General features: G+C 63.2%; 20 protein-coding genes and 1 tRNA gene. 11 read left to right on the top strand and 10 right to left on the bottom strand.

Annotation, left to right across the window (positions count from 1 at the left end; all coding sequences use genetic code 11):
- Positions 1-117: 117 nt before the first annotated feature.
- Both EFQ99_RS17325 and EFQ99_RS17330 read left to right on the top strand, forming a co-directional pair.
- Positions 118-1,029: a PhzF family phenazine biosynthesis protein gene (locus EFQ99_RS17325; protein WP_126922226.1), complete on the top strand. Its 912-nt coding sequence runs from the start codon at positions 118-120 to the stop codon at positions 1,027-1,029.
- A gap of 206 nt (positions 1,030-1,235) precedes the next feature.
- A tRNA-Lys gene (locus tag EFQ99_RS17330) sits at positions 1,236-1,311 on the top strand.
- A 125-nt stretch (positions 1,312-1,436) separates the two neighbouring features.
- Here EFQ99_RS17330 and EFQ99_RS35355 read toward each other — a convergent pair.
- Complete coding sequence (locus EFQ99_RS35355; protein WP_208722773.1) at positions 1,437-1,994, bottom strand: hypothetical protein; 558 nt, start codon at positions 1,992-1,994, stop codon at positions 1,437-1,439.
- 129 nt (positions 1,995-2,123) lie between these two features.
- Between EFQ99_RS35355 and EFQ99_RS17340 the strand changes: the two genes are divergently transcribed.
- Positions 2,124-2,420: a hypothetical protein gene (locus EFQ99_RS17340; protein WP_126922227.1), complete on the top strand. Its 297-nt coding sequence runs from the start codon at positions 2,124-2,126 to the stop codon at positions 2,418-2,420.
- Positions 2,421-2,448: 28 nt separating this feature from the next.
- Here EFQ99_RS17340 and EFQ99_RS17345 read toward each other — a convergent pair whose 3' ends face one another.
- Entirely contained in the window at positions 2,449-2,670 is a 222-nt protein-coding gene (locus tag EFQ99_RS17345) for a hypothetical protein (protein WP_245441513.1), read from the bottom strand.
- Positions 2,671-3,053: 383 nt separating this feature from the next.
- On the opposite strand from EFQ99_RS17345, the gene EFQ99_RS17350 reads away from it, so the two are divergent.
- Both EFQ99_RS17350 and EFQ99_RS17355 read left to right on the top strand, forming a co-directional pair.
- Positions 3,054-3,356: a hypothetical protein gene (locus tag EFQ99_RS17350; RefSeq protein WP_126922228.1), complete on the top strand. Its 303-nt coding sequence runs from the start codon at positions 3,054-3,056 to the stop codon at positions 3,354-3,356.
- A gap of 179 nt (positions 3,357-3,535) precedes the next feature.
- Positions 3,536-3,820 carry a hypothetical protein gene (locus tag EFQ99_RS17355; protein ID WP_126922229.1) on the top strand — a complete coding sequence of 95 codons (285 nt, stop codon included), beginning with the start codon at positions 3,536-3,538 and terminating at the stop codon, positions 3,818-3,820.
- Between the two features lie 311 nt (positions 3,821-4,131).
- Here the strand turns inward: EFQ99_RS17355 and EFQ99_RS17360 are convergent, their stop codons facing one another.
- Entirely contained in the window at positions 4,132-4,455 is a 324-nt protein-coding gene (locus tag EFQ99_RS17360) for a hypothetical protein (RefSeq protein ID WP_126922230.1), read from the bottom strand.
- A 400-nt stretch (positions 4,456-4,855) separates the two neighbouring features.
- Here EFQ99_RS17360 and EFQ99_RS17365 point away from each other — a divergent pair, with 400 nt between their 5' ends.
- Entirely contained in the window at positions 4,856-5,671 is an 816-nt protein-coding gene (locus EFQ99_RS17365; protein WP_126922231.1) for a chromate resistance protein ChrB domain-containing protein, read from the top strand.
- Between the two features lies 1 nt (position 5,672).
- On the top strand, positions 5,673-7,094 hold the full coding sequence (chrA, locus tag EFQ99_RS17370; RefSeq protein ID WP_126922232.1) for a chromate efflux transporter: 1,422 nt from the start codon (positions 5,673-5,675) through the stop codon (positions 7,092-7,094).
- A gap of 8 nt (positions 7,095-7,102) precedes the next feature.
- Here the strand turns inward: chrA (EFQ99_RS17370) and EFQ99_RS17375 are convergent, their stop codons facing one another.
- From EFQ99_RS17375 to chrA (EFQ99_RS17385), 3 genes are all read right to left on the bottom strand, one after another.
- Complete coding sequence (locus EFQ99_RS17375; protein WP_126922233.1) at positions 7,103-8,431, bottom strand: hemolysin family protein; 1,329 nt, start codon at positions 8,429-8,431, stop codon at positions 7,103-7,105.
- A gap of 148 nt (positions 8,432-8,579) precedes the next feature.
- Positions 8,580-8,963, bottom strand: coding sequence for a VOC family protein (locus EFQ99_RS17380; RefSeq protein ID WP_126922234.1), 384 nt, complete (start codon positions 8,961-8,963; stop codon positions 8,580-8,582).
- A 123-nt stretch (positions 8,964-9,086) separates the two neighbouring features.
- Positions 9,087-10,319 carry a chromate efflux transporter gene (gene chrA / locus EFQ99_RS17385; protein WP_126922235.1) on the bottom strand — a complete coding sequence of 411 codons (1,233 nt, stop codon included), beginning with the start codon at positions 10,317-10,319 and terminating at the stop codon, positions 9,087-9,089.
- A gap of 284 nt (positions 10,320-10,603) precedes the next feature.
- Here chrA (EFQ99_RS17385) and EFQ99_RS17390 point away from each other — a divergent pair, with 284 nt between their 5' ends.
- On the top strand, positions 10,604-10,930 hold the full coding sequence (locus EFQ99_RS17390) for an RcnB family protein (RefSeq protein ID WP_126922236.1): 327 nt from the start codon (positions 10,604-10,606) through the stop codon (positions 10,928-10,930).
- A 341-nt stretch (positions 10,931-11,271) separates the two neighbouring features.
- Here EFQ99_RS17390 and EFQ99_RS35065 read toward each other — a convergent pair whose 3' ends face one another.
- The 3 genes from EFQ99_RS35065 to EFQ99_RS17405 form a co-directional block, all read right to left on the bottom strand.
- Positions 11,272-11,448, bottom strand: a complete 177-nt coding sequence (locus EFQ99_RS35065) for a hypothetical protein (RefSeq protein ID WP_164736390.1) — start codon at positions 11,446-11,448, stop codon at positions 11,272-11,274.
- Positions 11,445-12,665: a zinc metallochaperone GTPase ZigA gene (zigA, locus tag EFQ99_RS17400; protein WP_126922237.1), complete on the bottom strand. Its 1,221-nt coding sequence runs from the start codon at positions 12,663-12,665 to the stop codon at positions 11,445-11,447. Before zigA ends, EFQ99_RS35065 begins: the two co-directional genes overlap by 4 nt.
- A gap of 137 nt (positions 12,666-12,802) precedes the next feature.
- Positions 12,803-13,816: a zinc ABC transporter substrate-binding protein gene (locus EFQ99_RS17405; protein ID WP_126922238.1), complete on the bottom strand. Its 1,014-nt coding sequence runs from the start codon at positions 13,814-13,816 to the stop codon at positions 12,803-12,805.
- A 101-nt stretch (positions 13,817-13,917) separates the two neighbouring features.
- On the opposite strand from EFQ99_RS17405, the gene znuC reads away from it, so the two are divergent.
- Genes znuC through EFQ99_RS17420 form a run of 3 tightly spaced genes read left to right on the top strand, consistent with a single transcriptional unit; the run spans position 13,918 to position 16,107 of the window.
- A complete protein-coding gene (gene znuC / locus EFQ99_RS17410; protein ID WP_126922239.1) occupies positions 13,918-14,907 on the top strand; it encodes a zinc ABC transporter ATP-binding protein ZnuC in 990 nt (329 codons plus the stop codon).
- The gene (gene znuB / locus EFQ99_RS17415) at positions 14,900-15,712 is read left to right on the top strand and encodes a zinc ABC transporter permease subunit ZnuB (protein ID WP_126922240.1); all 813 of its coding nucleotides are present in this window, start codon (positions 14,900-14,902) and stop codon (positions 15,710-15,712) included. The genes znuC and znuB overlap by 8 nt, the downstream gene beginning before the upstream one ends.
- Positions 15,709-16,107 carry a Fur family transcriptional regulator gene (locus EFQ99_RS17420; protein ID WP_085737688.1) on the top strand — a complete coding sequence of 133 codons (399 nt, stop codon included), beginning with the start codon at positions 15,709-15,711 and terminating at the stop codon, positions 16,105-16,107. The genes znuB and EFQ99_RS17420 overlap by 4 nt, the downstream gene beginning before the upstream one ends.
- 186 nt (positions 16,108-16,293) lie before the next feature.
- Here EFQ99_RS17420 and EFQ99_RS17425 read toward each other — a convergent pair whose 3' ends face one another.
- Entirely contained in the window at positions 16,294-17,538 is a 1,245-nt protein-coding gene (locus tag EFQ99_RS17425; protein ID WP_126922241.1) for a serine-rich family protein, read from the bottom strand.
- Positions 17,539-17,572 lie beyond the last annotated feature (34 nt).

The following is a 17,572-nucleotide window of genomic DNA, read 5'->3' on the forward strand; positions in this document are numbered from 1 at the left end:
CCAAGAGTGTCGGCGCCTCCTGCCAGAGATGCGTTGTTCTTAGCGGACTTACCGCCTTGCACTCGATCGTCTGGTCGGGCAGGTTGACGGCGCGATGACCGATTCAAGGAGGCCGATGTGGCGCGAAGCTACAGCGTCTATGACGTGTTCACCGATCGAAAGCTTGCGGGCAACCCGCTGGCGGTGATCTTCGACGGCGACGATCTCAGCGACGAGGCGATGCAGGCGATCACCCGGGAGATCAATCTCTCCGAGACGGTGTTCGTGCAGCCCGCGACCAATCCCGCCTATGCGGCGAAACTGAGGATATTCACGCCGGGCCGCGAACTGCCGTTTGCCGGTCATCCGACGGTCGGTACGGCGGTGGCGCTCGCCGAATGGACGCACGGCGCCACGACCCGCGATCTCGTCACGGTGCTCGAAGAAAATGTCGGGCCGGTGCGCTGCGCGGTGCGGCTACGGGAAGGCGAGGCGAGCTTTGCCGAATTCGACCTACCGCGCAAATCGCAGCAGGCCGTCATGCCGCTCGACAAGCTCGGCATCGCCGATGCGCTGTCGCTGAAGATCAGCGAGATCGGCTTTGAAAATCACACGCCCGCGATCTGGAGCGCCGGCGTTCCCTTCCTGCTCATTCCGGTCCACGATGTCGGCGCCGCGCAGCGGGTGGAGTTCGATCCGCAGCTCTGGGAAAAGATTGTGCCCTTCGTCGACGGCGCGCTCGCCTCGGCCTATGTCTATTGCCGCGGCGGCGTCAACCATGTGGCGAAGTTCCATGCACGCATGTTCGCAAGCGGCATGGGTATCGTGGAGGACCCGGCGACCGGCTCGGCGGCGGCCGCCCTTTCGGGCGCGATCCATTATTTCGACCGGCTGACGGACGGGCACCACCCGATCCTGATCGAGCAGGGCGTGGAGATGGGCCGGCCCTCCTTCATCCACCTGCATATCGACGTCGACGGCGGGACGATCTCCAATGCCCGGATCGGCGGCCAGGCGGTGCGGCTGGCGAGCGGCACGCTCGACCTTTGATCGCTAGAGCGCCCAAAGGACGCTCTATCACTTTGAATCGGCGCATAATCCTCTCCGAAAATCGATTCCGATTTTCGGAGTTGTGCGCTGCATTTCAGCCATGCGCAAAAATCTTCGACATTAACCAAAGAATTTTTGCAGATGCGCTGGACAAGCCTGCCGATCCTGTTTATACGCCCCGTCACACCGCGCAGCCAAGCGCGGACGGGTGATTAGCTCAGTTGGTAGAGCAGCTGACTCTTAATCAGCGGGTCGTAGGTTCGAGCCCTACATCACCCACCATTCTTCTTGAAATCATTGATGAATATGGCGCAGTCCGGAATCTCCGGAGGCTGATTTCCAATCAAAGGGAAACGGCTTTGCGATCATGCGCGCAACATGGCACTGCTGTTCGACGAGATCGTAACTTACGGGCTTTTCAGGACCGAAGTTTCGACCCACGGATTCAAGAGACGTTGTTGCGCGCTGACATCTGCTGTCCCCCCGTTGATATCTGCCAGCACCACCGTCATCCAGGTGTTCGGCCCTTCTATCAAAAGGGCCGTGCCGCTTTGCCTACGCTCTTTCGTTATCGTACCCAACGAGGCGGCGGACAGCGCAGTTTCGAAGGCGTCAATCTCAGCGTTCGAACAACGCAATCCTCGCGAATCATCCTTTGCCAAGGCTGGCAAAAGTTCGATCGAGCAGGTGGTGGAAAGGAAGCTTTGGAATTCTCGGTAAACCATGGCGAACCGCAGTCCGCTCGGCATTGTGTAAACCTCACTGCCGGTCCGAGGCTCGGAGGGAGGGCGGACTGGGGAAGAAATCGCTTCAACCTTCCACTCGCCTCGATCAACCCCGCTATGCAGGGCATCCAGGCTTCGACCATTCAACACGCAGAGCTTCAAGGTATCGTTGAGGGGACACGCAGCCGCCTCCTGCTGGCCCAACACCACTGCAATCATCAAAGCTGCAAAGAAACGCACTCGACCACCCCAAGACCAAATCCATCTGCACCGTAGCCTGGATGCTGGAGAAAGCAAGGCAGGTACGCATGCGCCACTGGCCGCACCGAACCGCTTGCCCTATCTTGCTCTCATAAACTGGAGGGGGCCATGAAAAGCGTCATCTTCGCTGTCGCCTTGTCTCTGCCGCTGCCGGCTTTTGCCGCCGGGGTAATGCAGGTCAAGGCGGCGGATCACAGCTGCGGTGAGATTGCGCAGATCATCCGTCAGAACAAGAAGGTCTTTGTCCGCGTCGGTTTAGGCGGGCGCAGTTTTCGTTATCCGCCGGCGCAATGCAGCCTGGGCGACAAGCGCAGCACGGCCAGTTTCCGCGACGGCGGGGGAAAGCAATGCGTTCTCGATTATGCCTGCGTCTACGACCCCGCATCGTCCTATAATTTCCCGTGATATCAGAACAGCAGGATTGAGAAGCGTCTCAGTCGCGGCCGGTCGGCTTTATGCCGAGGAGCCAGAGGCCGCCGAGGATGAAAATCACCAGCGCCGCCATCGCCGCCATGGGCGGTCCGTATTCCGAGAAAGAGTAGGAGGTGTCGAGGGCGGCAAAGTATATGGCCGCAATGGCAAGCTTTGCTGCGATCAGAAGGGCAAGCGCACCGTTTCTGGCGTATCGCCCGATCCTGCGCCAGTCGTAAGACACATCCTTCGTCGGAACCGGAGCGGTCTCGATCCACTTTCGTTCAGATAATGCCGGGCGCCTGCGTCCAAACGTGGGTTTCATGACCGGCAGGATAGATGAAACATCTTAACCGATCGGAGTGCTCGGCTCCGGGTCCCTCCGCAGCGCCCCTCAGCACTTCGCGTTGAGGCGACGCTCTATTGAATCCTGTGGTTGAAAATTTCTCGTTAGACGTCTTGACTCCTGCGGAGATCGGAACAAAATAAGAACAAGTTCTTCGAGCAGCTTAGTAAAAGCGCGTCGGGTGATAGAGCAAAGGGTTGACGACCAGTGTTATCGGGTCATTCCGGACTGGCCGGATGAAGCTCACACTCTAACTTTATTCGCTCACATCAGGAGTTGATATGAAAAGCGTCGTTCTGGCCGTTGCGTTGCTGCTTCCGTCCGCGGTCCTTGCGGCCGAGGCGGTGGAGGTCAACGCCAGGGATCACAGCTGCGGTGAGCTTGCGCAGATCATCCGCCAGGACAAGAAGGTTTTCGTGCGCATGGGCTTCGGCGGCCGCAGTTTTCGCTATCCGCCGGCCAGATGCAATCTGGGGGACAAGTACGACACTGCGACGGTGAGGGATGCCAACGGCAAACTCTGCGTCCTCGACTACGAATGCGTTTACGACCCGCAGTCCTTCTATAACAGAATTCCCAAGTAGTTCCGGCCAGCCATCGCCCCAACCATCGCTAAGCCAATCGCGCCTGAGAAGGCGCGAATGGGATCGGCTTGCCCGATCGCGTGGGTGGCGGGGCTGCCGGAAGGACCGGGAGGCAATGAATGAGATCAGAGATCTAGGCAAAGGTTGAATCCTTCAACCTTCATTTTGGGAGACGTATCATGCGTAAATTCGTTTTTCTGGCAGCGCTGCTGATGTCAGGCGAGGCCTTTGCCGGCTGCGAGCTTATCTCGGGACCGTGCTGGACGCAGGGCCGCGATACCTACACGATGGAGCGAAATTCCGGCGGCAGCTACAACACCTATCGCAACGGCGATCTCTATTCGCAAACCCAGCAGACTCTGGGCGGGACTTATCGCGAAACCGTCAATGGGGGCGGTTCGCGCACCTATAATTACGACCCGTACAAGGGCTACGACAGCAAGAAAAACGGCAATCGCTGGTAGCCGCCAGGTCCGCTCATTCGGCAGTGACCAGGACAAGAAAAAAGGCCGGGCGAAATTCGCACCGACCTTCCCCGATCTGTCTCAACGGCGGCTGCCAGTACATCCGTGGTCAGCCGTCGGAGACAAATTGTATGAGTGGTATGTAATGTTTGCCTGAAGAGGTTCAAGGGCCACGCAATAAAATAGATGCCCAGGCCGGCGCATGACCCTGGGAAGGGAGATCGGCTTCCCAATGCGCCAAATGCTGAACCGTCCCTGGCGTGTCGTATCCGACACGCCAGGGACGCATCCGTTCCATGGGCCGAGCAGCGTTACTGCGCGGCAGGGGCAGCCGGCGGCGTGGCCGGAGCCGGAGTTGCTGGCGCAGGTGCCGGCGTTGCGCTGTTGTCGGCCGGAGCGATCGGCTTGACCGGGACCGGCTCGGATTGGGTCGTGGAGGCCGTCGTATCCGGAGACGTGCCGGGCGGTGTGCTGCTCCACTGCGAATAGGCGAATGCAGCAACAGCGATCACGGCCAATGCAGCGACCCAGACCACCCACGAATTGCCGACGCGCGCAGTCGGCGTCGTGCGCAGGTCGAGATTCGGATTCAGCGGGCGGTTCGGATCGTTAGGACTATTGGGGTCGTACGTCATGGTACTTTCTCCTCTTGCGGTGAGAGAGAAATGGACGAGCGGGCTTTTTGTTCCATTCTGGGGCCGGAGGGCCTGTGTTGACTGGGCTTTGGGCCGTGGCCGGCTTACGGGAGAGTTTCATCATGAAGGCGGGGATGCGTCGCGCGGGGCCGGATGGATGCAAGGAGCAGCGCTGCGGCGCGTCCTTCGAGGCTCCGGCCTCTGGCCTGCGCGCCGCAACAACACGGTTGCTGAGGTGCCCCGCAGGGGCCTCGAAGGGCGAGGCGGGTGCGCCGACGCCAGCATCCCCTTGACATAACGAGGGCAGTTTGCGCATGCTTTTGCCATGGGGTCGCGATCACCCCACGAGGCGTCATGCTGAAGAATCGCGTCCAGCAAACCGATCAACGGAGGACGCGTCATGCCGTCATTTCTTGAAATTTCTCCCGACAAGCTCAACCGCCTCATCGGAACGCCGGGTGCGCCCTGCATCATCGACGTCCGCACGGAGGAGGATTTCGCGCTCGATCCGCGTCTGGTGCCGGGCTCGCTCCGGCGCAGCCATGAAGAGGTTGCGTCCTGGGCGCACAGCATCGATGCCGATGCCGTCGTCGTGGTCTGCCAGAGGGGCGCCAAGCTGAGCCATGGCGTGGCCGCCTATCTCAGACATGCCGGCATCGAGGCGGAAAGCCTCGAAGGCGGCTTCGAAGCTTGGATTGCGGCGGGACCTGTCGTGCCCGAGGCCAAGCTGCCGCGCCGTGATGCCGAAGGGCGCACCGTCTGGGTGACGCGGGCGCGCCCGAAGATCGACCGCATCGCCTGTCCCTGGCTAATCCGCCGCTTCGTCGATCCGGATGCCGTCTTCCTGTTCGTGCCGACGTCAGAGGTCATCGCCGTCGGCGAGCGCTTCGGGGCTGTGCCCTTCGATATCGAAGATGTGTTCTGGAGCCATCGCGGCGAGCTCTGCACCTTCGACGTGATGGTCGAGGAGTTCGGGCTGACATCGGAGCCGCTCCTGCATCTCGCGCGGATCGTCCGGGCGGCCGATACGGCAAGGCTCGATCTCGCGCCGGAGGCATCCGGTCTGCTGGCCGCTTCGCTCGGCCTGTCACGCATGTATTCCGACGATCTGGAGCAGCTCGAGGCCGGCATGCTGCTCTACGATGCCTTTTACCGCTGGTGCCGCGACGCGACCGAGGAAACCCACAACTGGCCCGCGCCGAAGAAGAGGCCATGAGATGGCCGAGATGACAGGCAATGCGCCCGCCGAGCAGGCGGGGGAGAAAGATGCGGGCGAGGGGCATCATCACGGCGTCTCGTTCGGGGAGGCCTTCCGGGTGTGGCTGCGCGTTTCGGCCCTGAGCTTCGGCGGCCCGGCCGGCCAGATCGCCGTAATGCACCGGATCATCGTCGACGAGAAGCGATGGATCGGCGAGCACCGTTTCCTGCATGCGCTGAATTATTGCATGCTGCTTCCCGGACCCGAGGCGCAACAGCTCGCGATCTATATAGGCTGGCTGATGCACCGCACGGCGGGCGGTCTGGTCGCCGGGGTTCTCTTCGTACTGCCGGGCTTCCTGTCGATCCTCTGCCTCAGCTATATCTACGCGGCTTACGGCAGCGTCGGTCTCGTCGCCGGCCTGTTCTTCGGGCTGAAGGCGGCCGTGCTTGCCGTCGTCGTGCAGGCCGTCATCCGCATCGGCGGCCGGGCGCTGAGGAACCGCACCATGCTGGCGATAGCGGCCGCGGCCTTTATCGCCATCTTCTTTCTCCACGTGCCGTTCCCGCTGATCGTGCTCACCGCCGGTCTTGCCGGTTTCCTCGGCGGCCGGTTGGGGCTTGCCGCCTTCAGGCCGGGCGGCGGGCACAAGGCGGGAAGCGGACCGGTGCTCTCGGATGCCGACTCCGCGCTCGGCGAAGGCATACCGGCGCATGCGCGCCCTGATCTCGGCTGGTCGCTGCGCATCTCGGCAGCATTGCTCGCGCTCTGGCTGGTGCCCGTTGCTGCCCTCTACGCAGCCTTCGGGGCGCATGACGTCCTCACCGAGATCGGGCTGTTCTTCAGCAAAATGGCCGTCGTCACCTTCGGCGGGGCCTATGCCGTGCTCGCCTATGTCGCCCAGGAGGCCGTGCAGCATTTCGGCTGGCTGAGGCCCGGCGAGATGCTCGACGGTCTCGGCATGGCCGAGACGACGCCGGGGCCGCTGATCATGGTCGTCGAGTTCGTCGGTTTCATGGGCGCCTACCGCAATCCCGGATCGCTCGATCCGATGCTCGCCGCCACGCTTGCCGCGATCCTGACGACCTGGGTGACCTTCGTGCCCTGTTTCCTCTGGATCTTCCTCGGCGCGCCCTTCATCGAAAAACTGCGCGGCAACGCGGCACTCGCGGGCGCGATGTCGGCGATCACGGCCGCCGTGGTCGGCGTCATCCTCAACCTCGCCGTCTGGTTCGGCGTGCACACGCTGTTTGCCGAAGTCGCGTCGGTCCAGTTCGGCAGCTTGCGGCTCGATATTCCCGTGCTGCAATCGGCCGTGCCGGCGGCAATGGCGCTGTCAGCCGCCGCGGCCATCGCGATCTTCCGGTTCAAGACCTCAGTCATCGCGACATTGCTTGCTTGCGCGGCGGCAGGGGTGCTCTGGACGCTGGCCGTTGGTTAGGAAAGGCTCTAAGCGTCCGCCCCATCCGGGATGCGTGCCGCGAGGATCTTGTCGATGCGCATGCCGTCCATGTCGATCACCTCGAAGCGCCAGCCTTCGAAGTGGAAGGTTTCTCCGGTTTCGGGGATGTGCTGCAGCTGATGCAGGGCAAAGCCCGCCAGCGTGTGGAAATCGGCATCCGGGCGCTCCCTGAGGCCCAGCCGTTCGAAGGCGTCGAAGGCCGGCATCATCGCATCGATCAGCAGCGAGCCGTCCTCGCGGATAACGATGTCGGGCTCTTCGTCGGCTCCGGGCAGGTCACCGGCGATCGCTTCGAGCAGGTCGGTCTGGGTGACGATGCCTTCGAGGCTGCCATATTCGTCGATGATGATCGCAAGGCGCACGGGCGAGGCCTTGAAACTGTCGATCACGCGCACGACCGAGGTGCCCTCGTGCAGCACCAGCGGCTGCTTGATCACCTCCATCGGGCGGACCTTGCCGCCGTCGAGCACCTGGTCGAGAAGGTCCTTCTTCAGCACCATGCCGATCGGCTCGTCGATCGAGCCGCGGGCGACCAGCAACTGCTCGTGGCTGCATTCGCGGATCGTCTTCAGGATATCGGCCTCGCTGTCGTCGGCATCGAACCAATCGATGTCGAGACGCGGGGTCATGATATCGGAGATCGGCCTGTCGCCGATGTTGAACACTCGCTCGACGAGTTGCTGCTGCACCTGGTTCAACAGACCGGCCTCGTGGCTCTCGGCGACGAGAAGCTTCAGCTCCTGCGGCGAATGGAACGAGGATTCTCCGGTTCCGGCGCGAAGCCCGACGCCCCGGAGCACGAGATTACCAAGGCCGTTCAGGACAGTTATCGCCGGCTTGAACAGCACCAGGAACAGCCCGAGCGGGCGCACGACGGCAAGCGAGGTGGCCTCGCTGCGCTGCAGCGCCAGGCTCTTCGGCGCCAGTTCGCCAAGCACGATGTGCAGCGCGGTGATGATGACGAAGGCGATGACGATGGCGATGGTATGAGCGCCGGTCGTCGCCCATTCCCCGGGCAGCCACCACAACAGAGGCTCGATCAGGTGGGCGAGTGCGGGTTCGCCGACCCAGCCGAGCGCCAGCGAGGAAATGGTGATGCCGAGCTGGGTGGCCGCGAGATTGGAGTCGAGATTGTCGACGGCGCGCTGGAGGGCGGAGGCGTTCATGCGGCCCGCCGCGGCGAGTTCGGCGACGCGGCTGCGCCTGACCGACACCAGGGCGAATTCGGCGGCAACGAAGAAGCCATTGGCGGCGACGAGAAGAAACACGGCTAGTATCCCGAAATAATCGGAGAGCCCGCCGGCGGAGTCGGACATGTTTTCCCTGCCTTTACATCGATGGGAATCCGAAACTACACGCTCGCGCACCAGTGGCAAGGCGCGGCCGACATTCTTGCGGTGAGCGATGTCGATGCCGGCCCGTCTCCGTGGGGATGACGCATATCGGGCCGGATGGCGGATGCCTTCACTTCTTCGGTGCTTCGAAGAGCTCGATCGGGTTTCCGGCCGGGTCCTCGAGCAGGATCTGCTTGCCGCCGACGCCCTGCACGATCTCGTTTCGAAAATGCGCGCCGGCCTTGCGCAGCGTGGCGACTTCGGCCTCCAGATCCGCAACTTCGATATGGATGCGGTTCCATCCGCCGGGTTCCGGCTTTCGCCCGTCGGGCATGGCCTGGGATGCGCCGCCCGGTCCCGTCATGCCGCTGAGGAGGAGGCGAAAGCCATCTCTGGTCAGGATGGCGAAGCTGGGAGCGGGATGAAGCGCGACCGAGAAGCCGAGATGTCTCGTATAGAATTCCACCGCGGCGTCGACGTCGTCGACGATATAGCGCATGCTGATGCCGGGCATGGTTTCCTCCATCGTGGTTTCCCTGCGCGACAGCACCACGTGTGTCCGACGGGACGCGCTAGCAAGGCTCGATGATCTCGAATCTGCGCCCGATCCTTGCTAAAATCCAATCCGATTTGCGGACTAGGCACCGATTGCGCTGCGGAGCGCTGAACCTGCGGCCAGCAGCAGGACGATGGTCCAGGGCGGCGCCTTCCAGACGGTGAGCAGCAGGAAGCCGGCGAGCGCCAGCGCGAAATCCGGCGGTGAAAGCACTGCGCTCGTCCAGACCGGGCTGTAAAGCGCTGCACCGAGAATGCCGACGACGGCGGCGTTGGCGCCGCGCATGGTGGCCTGCATGGCCGGGCGCGAGCGCAGCCCATCCCAGAAGGGCAGCATGCCGTAGACGAGAAGCAGGCCGGGTAGGAAGATGGCGACAAGCGCGATGGCGGCGCCCGCCAATCCGTTCGGCGCCGGCTCCATGACAGCGCCAAGATAGGCCGCGAACGTGAAGAGCGGCCCGGGGACCGCCTGCGTCAGGCCATAACCGGCGAGGAAGGATTCGTTCGCCACCCAGCCCGGCGCCACGACCTCCGCCTGGAGCAGCGGCAGCACGACGTGGCCGCCGCCGAAGACAAGCGCGCCCGAACGGTAGAAGGCATCGAAAAGCGCGATGGCCTGATGGCCGGTCGCACTGGCGAGGAACGGCGGGACGAGGAAGAGGGCAGCAAAGAGGGCGAGTGCGATCACGCCGGCACGGCGCGACACGGGAAAGCCGAGACGGCCAGCCAGCGCCGGTGCATCGGCGCGGCAGAGAAACAGCCCGGCGGCGGCCCCAAGGGCGATTGCGCCGATCTGGCCGAAGGATCCGCCGATGAAGACCGCGATGGCGACCGCCGCGAGCGCAATGCCGGCGCGCTGGCGATCCGGCGTGAGGCTCTTCGCCATGCCCCAGATCGCCTGCGCGACGACGGCGACGGCAATGAGTTTCAGGCCGTGGAGGAGACCTTCCGCCACCGGACCGGTGAAGGCGGAGGCGCTGAGCGCGAAGACAAGGAGGATGAGTGCCGACGGCAGTGTGAAGCCGCACCAGGCGGCAAGCCCGCCGGCAAGGCCGTTGCCCCTCAGCACGCCAAGCGAGAAGCCGACCTGGCTGGAGGCCGGGCCCGGCAGGAACTGGCAGAGCGCGACCAGATCGGCATAATCGGCCTCGTCGATCCATTTGCGCCGCACCACCAGCTCGTCCCTGAAATAGCCGAGATGGGCGATCGGCCCGCCGAAGGAGGTGAGGCCGAGCTTCAGGAAAACGCGGAGAACTTCGAGCGGCGAGCCCTCGGCAGGGCCGGCGACGGGCAGGGCATCGTCATGGGCGCTCATCGCCACCTCCGATACCGGAGTGCCGGTTCTGCTGCTCGTCCATATCTCTTCGTCATCCCGGCTCACGTCTTCAAAAATCGATATTGAGGGGCGACTGTATGGATAATCTGCCTGAGGTCAACGGTGTGCCCACCAGGCGATATGTGGGATGTGTAAGTCTTATCTAAAATATGAGAATGTGGCCGCAGCTATCAGATTTAATTACGGAAGTTTAATTTTAATTTCAGTTTCGGTTCATCTTTCCGGCCCTAGTTTTCTCCCGTGCCCAACACGAGGAACCGCACATGAAAAAGATCTTCGCAGCCCTTCTTTCCGCGTCCATCCTGCTCTCGCCGATTGTCGCCTCTCAGGCGAGCGCGGATGATTTTCGTCGTCCGCCTGTTGTCGTCGAGAAGAAGGTGATCGTCGAAAGAACGGTCGTCCGGCCGCATTGGAAGAAGGGATACCGCGTCACCGCCGGCGAACGCCGTGGGTTTTCCGACGTGCACGACTACCGCCGCTACCGTCTGGCGCCTCCGCCGCGCGGCTATCGCTGGGTCCGCGCCGACCACGACTTCCTGCTGATCGGCGTCACCAGCGGCGTCATCTCCAGCATCATTTCCGGGCGTTGATTGAATGGATGAGGGCGGCTTCGGCCGCCCTTTCCGGTTTTCGGGAGGGCCGGGAGGGAGGATAGGGCATGCTGTGTGGCACCCCCCTCTGGCCTGCCGGCCATCTCCCCCACAGGTGGGGAGATCGGCTGGGCGCAATGGTTTCCCCAAATAATCGACGTTGCAGCATGGCGCAACGGTAGATGGGTAGGAAGGCCGAGCCACCTGTGATCTCCCTCCTTGTGGGGGAGATGGCCGGCAGGCCAGAGGGGGGTGCCACACGGCACGACGGCAGAGGAAGGGAAATTATGATGTACTTCCTGGGCATCGCATCCGACCGTTCCGGGTCACCATCTGCCCTATCAATCCTGCCGCCGTGATGGCATCACCCGCTCAGCAATGACGCCGAGCAATCCCTTGGCCTTGTGCGGCGTCTCATCCACAGTCTCATGTGTCAGCGGATGCAAGCCCTCGATCGGCGGCAAGGGATCGCACTCCGCGCAGACACAGCGGTAAGACTTGATCGCCGGCGCCTTCATGCCGCCTGCCTGTTCCAGCTCACGAAAGGATCGGGCAAATTGCGCCAGCGCTCCGGCGTAAACGCATCGCTTTCCACCAGGCATGCGTCGAGTTCCTTCCTGATCCAGGCCTCGTCCATCGGGTCGGCGCCAATGAAGACGATTTCCTGGCGGCGGTCGCCCCAGACGGGATCGAGATAGGGGCTAAGCGCGCTGAGGAAGCCGGGCTCTTGCGGCCATTGCTCGCGCGGCACGGCCGCCCACCACAGGCCCATCTTGCCGGTGCGCACGATCGCGCCGGCATGGCTGATCTCGCCGACATGGTGCGGGCGGGTCGCCAGCCAGAAGAAGCCTTTGGCGCGCACCACGCCCGGCCAGCTTCTGTCGAGAAAGGCCTGCAGCCTGACCGGATGGAAGGGCCGCTTCTCGCGGTAGACGAAGGAGCGGATGCCGTATTCCTCGGTTTCCGGCACGTGGTCGCGGAAGCCGTGGAGCTCCTTGTACCAGAGCGGATGGGTCTCGGCCTTTGATATATCGAAACGGCCAGTGCCGAGCACTTCCTTCAGCGCCACCTTGCCGAAATTCGACTCGATCAACCTGGCATCCGGATTGAGGCCGACGATGATTTTCCGCGCTGCGTCGCGCTGTTCATCACTTGCCGTGCCGATCTTGTTCAGCACCACGACATCGGAAAATTCGATCTGCTCGACCAGCAGGTCCACTATTGTCCTGTTGTCGCCGTCGCCCGCCGTTTCGCCGCGATCGGCGAGGAAATCGGCCGAGGCGTAATCGGCAAGCAGGTTGGCGGCGTCGACGACCGTCACCATGGTGTCGAGCCTTGCGACGTCGGAAAGGCTTTGACCGTTCTCATCGCGGAATTCGAAGGTGGTGGCGACGGGCAGGGGCTCGGCGATGCCGGTGGATTCGATCAGCAGGTAGTCGAAGCGACCCTGATCGGCGAGCTGGCGGACCTCCTTCAACAGGTCATCGCGCAACGTGCAGCAGATGCAGCCATTGGTCATCTCCACCAGTTGCTCCTCGGTGCGGGAGAGATTGGCGCCGCCGTCGCGCACCAGGCTGGCGTCGATATTCACCTCGCTCATGTCGTTCACGATGACGGCGACGCGCAGACCCTCGCGATTGGCGAGCACATGGTTGAGCAGGGTCGTCTTGCCGGCGCCGAGAAAGCCTGAAAGCACCGTGACCGGAAGTCTGTTGTCTTTCTGCCTGATATTCATCGATTACCTCTCTTAATGTTATATCATTACTTCAATGGAAACGAAAAAAGGCGGAACGGGGGTGTCGCCGCCTTCTTCCGCCTCGGCTCTCCCAAGCTCTGCGCGTCCGGTCGGACGCACACAGCCGGCGTGAGGGGTCACGCGTTGGAGAGGCAATCCTTCATGCTGTCGGCGATGCCGCGCATGAGGGTGAAGTAGAGATCGGGACCGGCCTTCAGCGTCGCCGCTTCCGGATCCAGCACGCCTGATTTGGCGCGGGTGCCTTCGATGACAACATCGATCAGGCGCGGCTCGAATTGAGGCTCGGCAAAGACGCAAGTGGCGCCGAGTTCGCCGACCTTGCGGTGGATTTGCGAAACGCGCTCGGCGCCGGGAATGGTTTCCGGGCTGACGGTGATGGAGCCGGCGACGCGGATGGCGTAGCGGTGCTCGAAATACTGGTAGGCATCGTGGAAGACGATGAAGGGCTTGTCCTTGACCGGGGCGACGGCGGCGGCGATCTCCTTGTCCAGCGCATCCAGCTTGTCATCCAGCGCCTTGGCATTGCCCTGATAGGTCAGCGCATTGGCGGGGTCGGCGGCAACCAGCGTCGTGGTGATCATCGCGGCCATGGCTTTCGCATTCATCGGGTCGAGCCAGAGATGCGTGTCGAAGCCACCGTGCTCGTGGTCGTGATCAGCCCCGGCGCCATGGGCGGCGTCAGCCTCCTCGTGCTCGTCTCCGTCGTCATGCGGCTCGAAAGCGCCGCCTTCGCGGAAGGGCAGCTTGACGAGGCCCGGCGCATTGTCGAGCTCGGCGATGCTGGCATTTGTGCCCAGCGCCTCAAGCGGCTTTTGGAGAAAGGCTTCGAGGCCGGGGCCGACCCAGAAGACGACCTTGGCCTGCTGCAGGGCCCGCGCGTTCGAAGGCTTCATATTGTAGGTGTGCGGAGAGGCAGCGCCATCGACGATAAGCTCTGGTTCGCCGACGCCCTGCATGATCGCCGAGACCAGCGAATGGATCGGCTTGATCGAGGTGACGACGACGGGCGCGTCTGCCGCCCGCATGGTGCCGGCAAAGAGGAGGGCGGGGATGGTAAGGGCCGGCATGGCGAGAACGGCCGGAATTCGAAGGGCCAGGGTTTTCAGGGCAGGCCCCAGGGCGCGTTTCATCATAGGCTCCGCTTGAATTGCAAACGTTATGTTATTACATCAATTGCGTTATGCTATAACGTGTGCGATAGCAGGACGCAACAGCACTTTCGGAAAATTTGATGCTCTCTCCCGCAAATGCCACCGCTGGTATCAGGGCCGAACCGCTGGTTTCGCTCGAGAATGTCGGCGTTCTCCGCAATGGCCGCTGGCTGGTGCGCGGCGTCGAATTTTCCGTCTCGCGCGGCGAGATCGTCACGCTGATCGGGCCGAACGGCTCCGGCAAATCGACGAGTGCCAAGGCGGCGATCGGTGTGCTGAAGCCCGACGAGGGCAGGGTGGAGCGCAAGACGGGCCTCAAGGTCGGCTATGTCCCCCAGAAGCTTTCGATCGACTGGACGCTGCCGCTGACGGTGCGCCGGCTGATGACGCTGACCGGCCCGCTGCCGGAGCGCGATATGCAGGAGGCACTCGAAGCCGCCGGCATCGCCCATATGATCGGCGCCGAGGTGCAGCATCTCTCCGGCGGCGAATTCCAGCGGGCGCTGATGGCGCGCGCCATTGCCCGCAAGCCCGACCTGCTGGTGCTCGACGAGCCGGTGCAGGGGGTGGATTTCTCCGGCGAGATCGCGCTCTACGACCTCATCAAATCGATCCGCAATTTGACCGGCTGCGGCATTCTTCTGATCTCGCACGATCTTCACGTCGTCATGGCCGAGACCGATACGGTGATCTGCCTGAACGGCCATGTCTGCTGCCGCGGCACGCCCGAAGCCGTCAGCCGCAGCCCGGAATATGTGCGCCTGTTCGGCAGCCGCGCCGCGCAGACGCTCGCCGTCTACAGCCATCACCACGATCATACGCATCTGCCGGATGGGCGCGTGCGCCACGCCGACGGCACTGTGACGGATCATTGCTATCCGGAGGACGGGCACCACGCTCATGGTGCCCATGAGCACGCGCATGCCCCGCATGAGCACGGACATGATCATGACCACGCTCACGGCGACGGTCATGCACACGACCACGCCCATGCTGATCACGATCAGCACGCGCATGATCATGCGCATGAACACGCCCATTCCCGCAGCGGGGAGGGCCGCCATGCTTGACGATTTCTTCGTGCGGGCCATCCTTGCCGGCGTCGGGCTGGCGCTGACAACAGGGCCGCTCGGCTGTTTCATCATCTGGCGGCGCATGGCTTATTTCGGCGATACGATCGCCCATTCCGCACTGCTCGGCGTTGCGCTGTCGCTGCTCTTTGAGCTCAACCTGACGCTGGCGGTCTTTGCCGTCGCCGCCCTGGTGTCGGTGCTGCTGCTCTTCCTGCAGAAGCGCCAGGCGCTGTCGGCCGATGCGCTGCTCGGCATCCTCTCGCATGCGACACTCGCGATCGGCCTCGTTATGGTCGCCTTCATGAGCTGGGTCAGGATCGATCTCATCGCCTTCCTGTTCGGCGATATCCTCGCCGTTTCCACATCTGATATCGCGCTGATCTGGGGCGGCGGGCTCTTCGTGCTCGCCGCGCTCGCCTGGCTCTGGCGGCCGCTGCTTGCGGCAACCGTCAATGCCGAGCTTGCCGAGGCCGAGGGGCTGAGACCGGAGCGGGCGCGGTTCTTCTTCATGCTGCTGATGGCCGTCGTCATCGCGATCGCCATGAAGATCGTCGGCATCATGCTGATCACCTCGCTGCTGATCATCCCGGCGGCAGCGGCGCGCCGCTTCTCGGTCACGCCGGAGATCATGGCGGTGCTTGCCTCGCTGATCGGGGCGGCGGCCGTCGTCGGCGGGCTGTTCGGCTCGCTCACCTATGATACGCCGTCAGGCCCCTCGATCGTGGTCGCAGCGCTGATCCTCTTCATTCTCAGCCTGCTTCCCAGGCGCCACCGCGCGGTTACGCAAGGACAAGGCTCATGACAACACCACAACTCACCAAGAACCAGTCGCTGGTCTTCGACGTGCTGGAAAAGGCCGAAGGCCCGCTCAGCGCCTACACCATCCTCGACAAGCTGCGCGACCATGGTTTCCGCGCGCCACTGCAGGTCTACCGGGCGCTGGAAAAGTTGCTCGAATACGGCGTCGTGCACCGGCTCGAAAGCATCAACTCCTTCGTCGCCTGCGCCCATCCCGGCGACGATTGCCACAGCCATGGCATCGTCGCCTTCGCCATTTGCGAAAGCTGCGGCCAGGTGATGGAATTCCACGACCACGAGGTCGACCACCGCCTGATGGCCTGGGTGCGCGGGCAGAAGTTCAAGCCGGAGAAGACGACGATCGAGATCCGCGGATTGTGCGAGGCCTGCGCGGCGTAAGACGCGCGGGCCGGAATGAGGTCGTTTCACCTTCCTCATTGCGATGCTTGTCGCGGGAATCCAGCCACTTATCTTCCTGAAAGTGGTGGAGTCGACGGAAACTCAACGTGACAAAAGAAGAGGCCGGAAACCGGCCTCTTCTTTGCATTCTTTCGCTGGTCGAGTTTAATCCCGGCTGGCATTAGGTCAGCCCTTGTTGCCGCCCTTGCCCTTGCCGCCGTTGTCGCCCTCGCCCTGGCCACCGCCATTGTCGCTCTTGCCTTGGCCGCCGCCGTTGTCGCTCTTGCCCTGACCGCCGCCGTTGTCGCTCTTGCCCTGACCGCCGCCGTTGTCGCTCTTGTCCTGGCCGCCGCCGTTGTCGCTCTTGTCCTGGCCGCCGCCGTTGTCGCTCTTGCCCTGGCCGCCGCCGTTGTCGCTCTTGCCCTGGCCGCCGCCGTTGTCGCTCTTGCCCTGACCGCCGCCGTTGTCACTCTTGCCCTGGCCGCCGCCGTTGTCGCTCTTGCCCTGGCCGCCGCCGTTGTCGCTCTTGCCCTGGCCGCCGCCGTTGTCGCTCTTGCCCTGGCCGCCGCCGTTGTCGCTCTTGCCCTGGCCGCCGCCGTTGTCACTCTTGCCCTGGCCGCCGCCGTTGTCACTCTTGCCCTGGCCGCCGTTGTCGCTCTTGCCGTGGTCGCCGTTGTCGCTCTTGCCGTGGTCGCCGTTGTCGCTCTTGCCGTGGCCGCCATTGTCGCCCTTGCCGTGGTCGCCATTGTCGCCCTTGCCGTGGCCGTCGTTGTCGCCCTTGCCGTGGTCGCCATTGTCGCCCTTGCCGTGGTCGCCATTGTCGCCCTTGCCGTGGTCGCCATTGTCGCCCTTGCCGTGGCCGTCGTTGTCACCCTTACCGTGGCCGTCGTTGTCACCCTTGCCGTGGCCGTCGTTGTCGCCCTTGCCGTGGCCGTCGTTGTCACCCTTGCCGTGGCCGTCGTTGTCACCCTTGCCGTGGTCGCCATTGTCGCCCTTGCCGTGGCCGTCGTTGTCGCCCTTGCCGTGGTCGCCATTGTCGCCCTTGCCGTGGCCGTCGTTGTCCCCCTTACCGTGGCCGTCGTTGTCGCCCTTGCCGGGGCCGTCATTGCCACCCTTGCCCGGGTCGTCTTTTCCGCCGTTGTCTCCAGCGTCGCTGCTATTACCGTTGCTGCCACTGGTCCCGTTGCTGGCGACCGAGCCGGTGCTGGAGGTCTTCTTGCCGCCGCCGACGTCTTCGTTGCTGCGATCCTTATCGTTCGGGCTGAACTTGCTGTCGGCCTGAATTGATCTGGTCGGCATGCACAGTCTGTATTCGAGTGTGCCGCGAACTGCGGACTTGCAATTAACGACTGCCGGGGCTGCCGTTGCCAAGCTGCTGCTTGCCAGAAGGGAAGCAACTGCGAGGCTGAATTTCGCTGCTCTGCTGATCATTTCAATCATCTCCCAAGGTTAACTAACCCTTAAT

The sequence above is a fragment of the Rhizobium vallis genome, assembly GCF_003985155.1.
Classification (GTDB): Bacteria; Pseudomonadota; Alphaproteobacteria; order Rhizobiales; family Rhizobiaceae; genus Rhizobium; species Rhizobium vallis.

Bases quoted from the DNA above. Each gene is read 5' to 3' on its own strand.
- EFQ99_RS17340 (WP_126922227.1), top strand. From the start codon at position 2,124: ATGAAAAGCGTCATCTTCGCTGTCGCCTTGTCTCTGCCGCTGCCGGCT.
- EFQ99_RS17350 (WP_126922228.1), top strand. From the start codon at position 3,054: ATGAAAAGCGTCGTTCTGGCCGTTGCGTTGCTGCTTCCGTCCGCGGTC.
- EFQ99_RS17355 (WP_126922229.1), top strand. From the start codon at position 3,536: ATGCGTAAATTCGTTTTTCTGGCAGCGCTGCTGATGTCAGGCGAGGCC.
- EFQ99_RS17360 (WP_126922230.1), bottom strand. From the start codon at position 4,455: ATGACGTACGACCCCAATAGTCCTAACGATCCGAACCGCCCGCTGAAT.
- EFQ99_RS17365 (WP_126922231.1), top strand. From the start codon at position 4,856: ATGCCGTCATTTCTTGAAATTTCTCCCGACAAGCTCAACCGCCTCATC.
- chrA (WP_126922232.1), top strand. From the start codon at position 5,673: ATGGCCGAGATGACAGGCAATGCGCCCGCCGAGCAGGCGGGGGAGAAA.
- EFQ99_RS17375 (WP_126922233.1), bottom strand. From the start codon at position 8,431: ATGTCCGACTCCGCCGGCGGGCTCTCCGATTATTTCGGGATACTAGCC.
- EFQ99_RS17380 (WP_126922234.1), bottom strand. From the start codon at position 8,963: ATGCCCGGCATCAGCATGCGCTATATCGTCGACGACGTCGACGCCGCG.
- chrA (WP_126922235.1), bottom strand. From the start codon at position 10,319: ATGAGCGCCCATGACGATGCCCTGCCCGTCGCCGGCCCTGCCGAGGGC.
- EFQ99_RS17390 (WP_126922236.1), top strand. From the start codon at position 10,604: ATGAAAAAGATCTTCGCAGCCCTTCTTTCCGCGTCCATCCTGCTCTCG.
- EFQ99_RS35065 (WP_164736390.1), bottom strand. From the start codon at position 11,448: ATGAAGGCGCCGGCGATCAAGTCTTACCGCTGTGTCTGCGCGGAGTGC.
- zigA (WP_126922237.1), bottom strand. From the start codon at position 12,665: ATGAATATCAGGCAGAAAGACAACAGACTTCCGGTCACGGTGCTTTCA.
- EFQ99_RS17405 (WP_126922238.1), bottom strand. From the start codon at position 13,816: ATGAAACGCGCCCTGGGGCCTGCCCTGAAAACCCTGGCCCTTCGAATT.
- znuC (WP_126922239.1), top strand. From the start codon at position 13,918: ATGCTCTCTCCCGCAAATGCCACCGCTGGTATCAGGGCCGAACCGCTG.
- znuB (WP_126922240.1), top strand. From the start codon at position 14,900: ATGCTTGACGATTTCTTCGTGCGGGCCATCCTTGCCGGCGTCGGGCTG.
- EFQ99_RS17420 (WP_085737688.1), top strand. From the start codon at position 15,709: ATGACAACACCACAACTCACCAAGAACCAGTCGCTGGTCTTCGACGTG.
- EFQ99_RS17425 (WP_126922241.1), bottom strand. From the start codon at position 17,538: ATGATCAGCAGAGCAGCGAAATTCAGCCTCGCAGTTGCTTCCCTTCTG.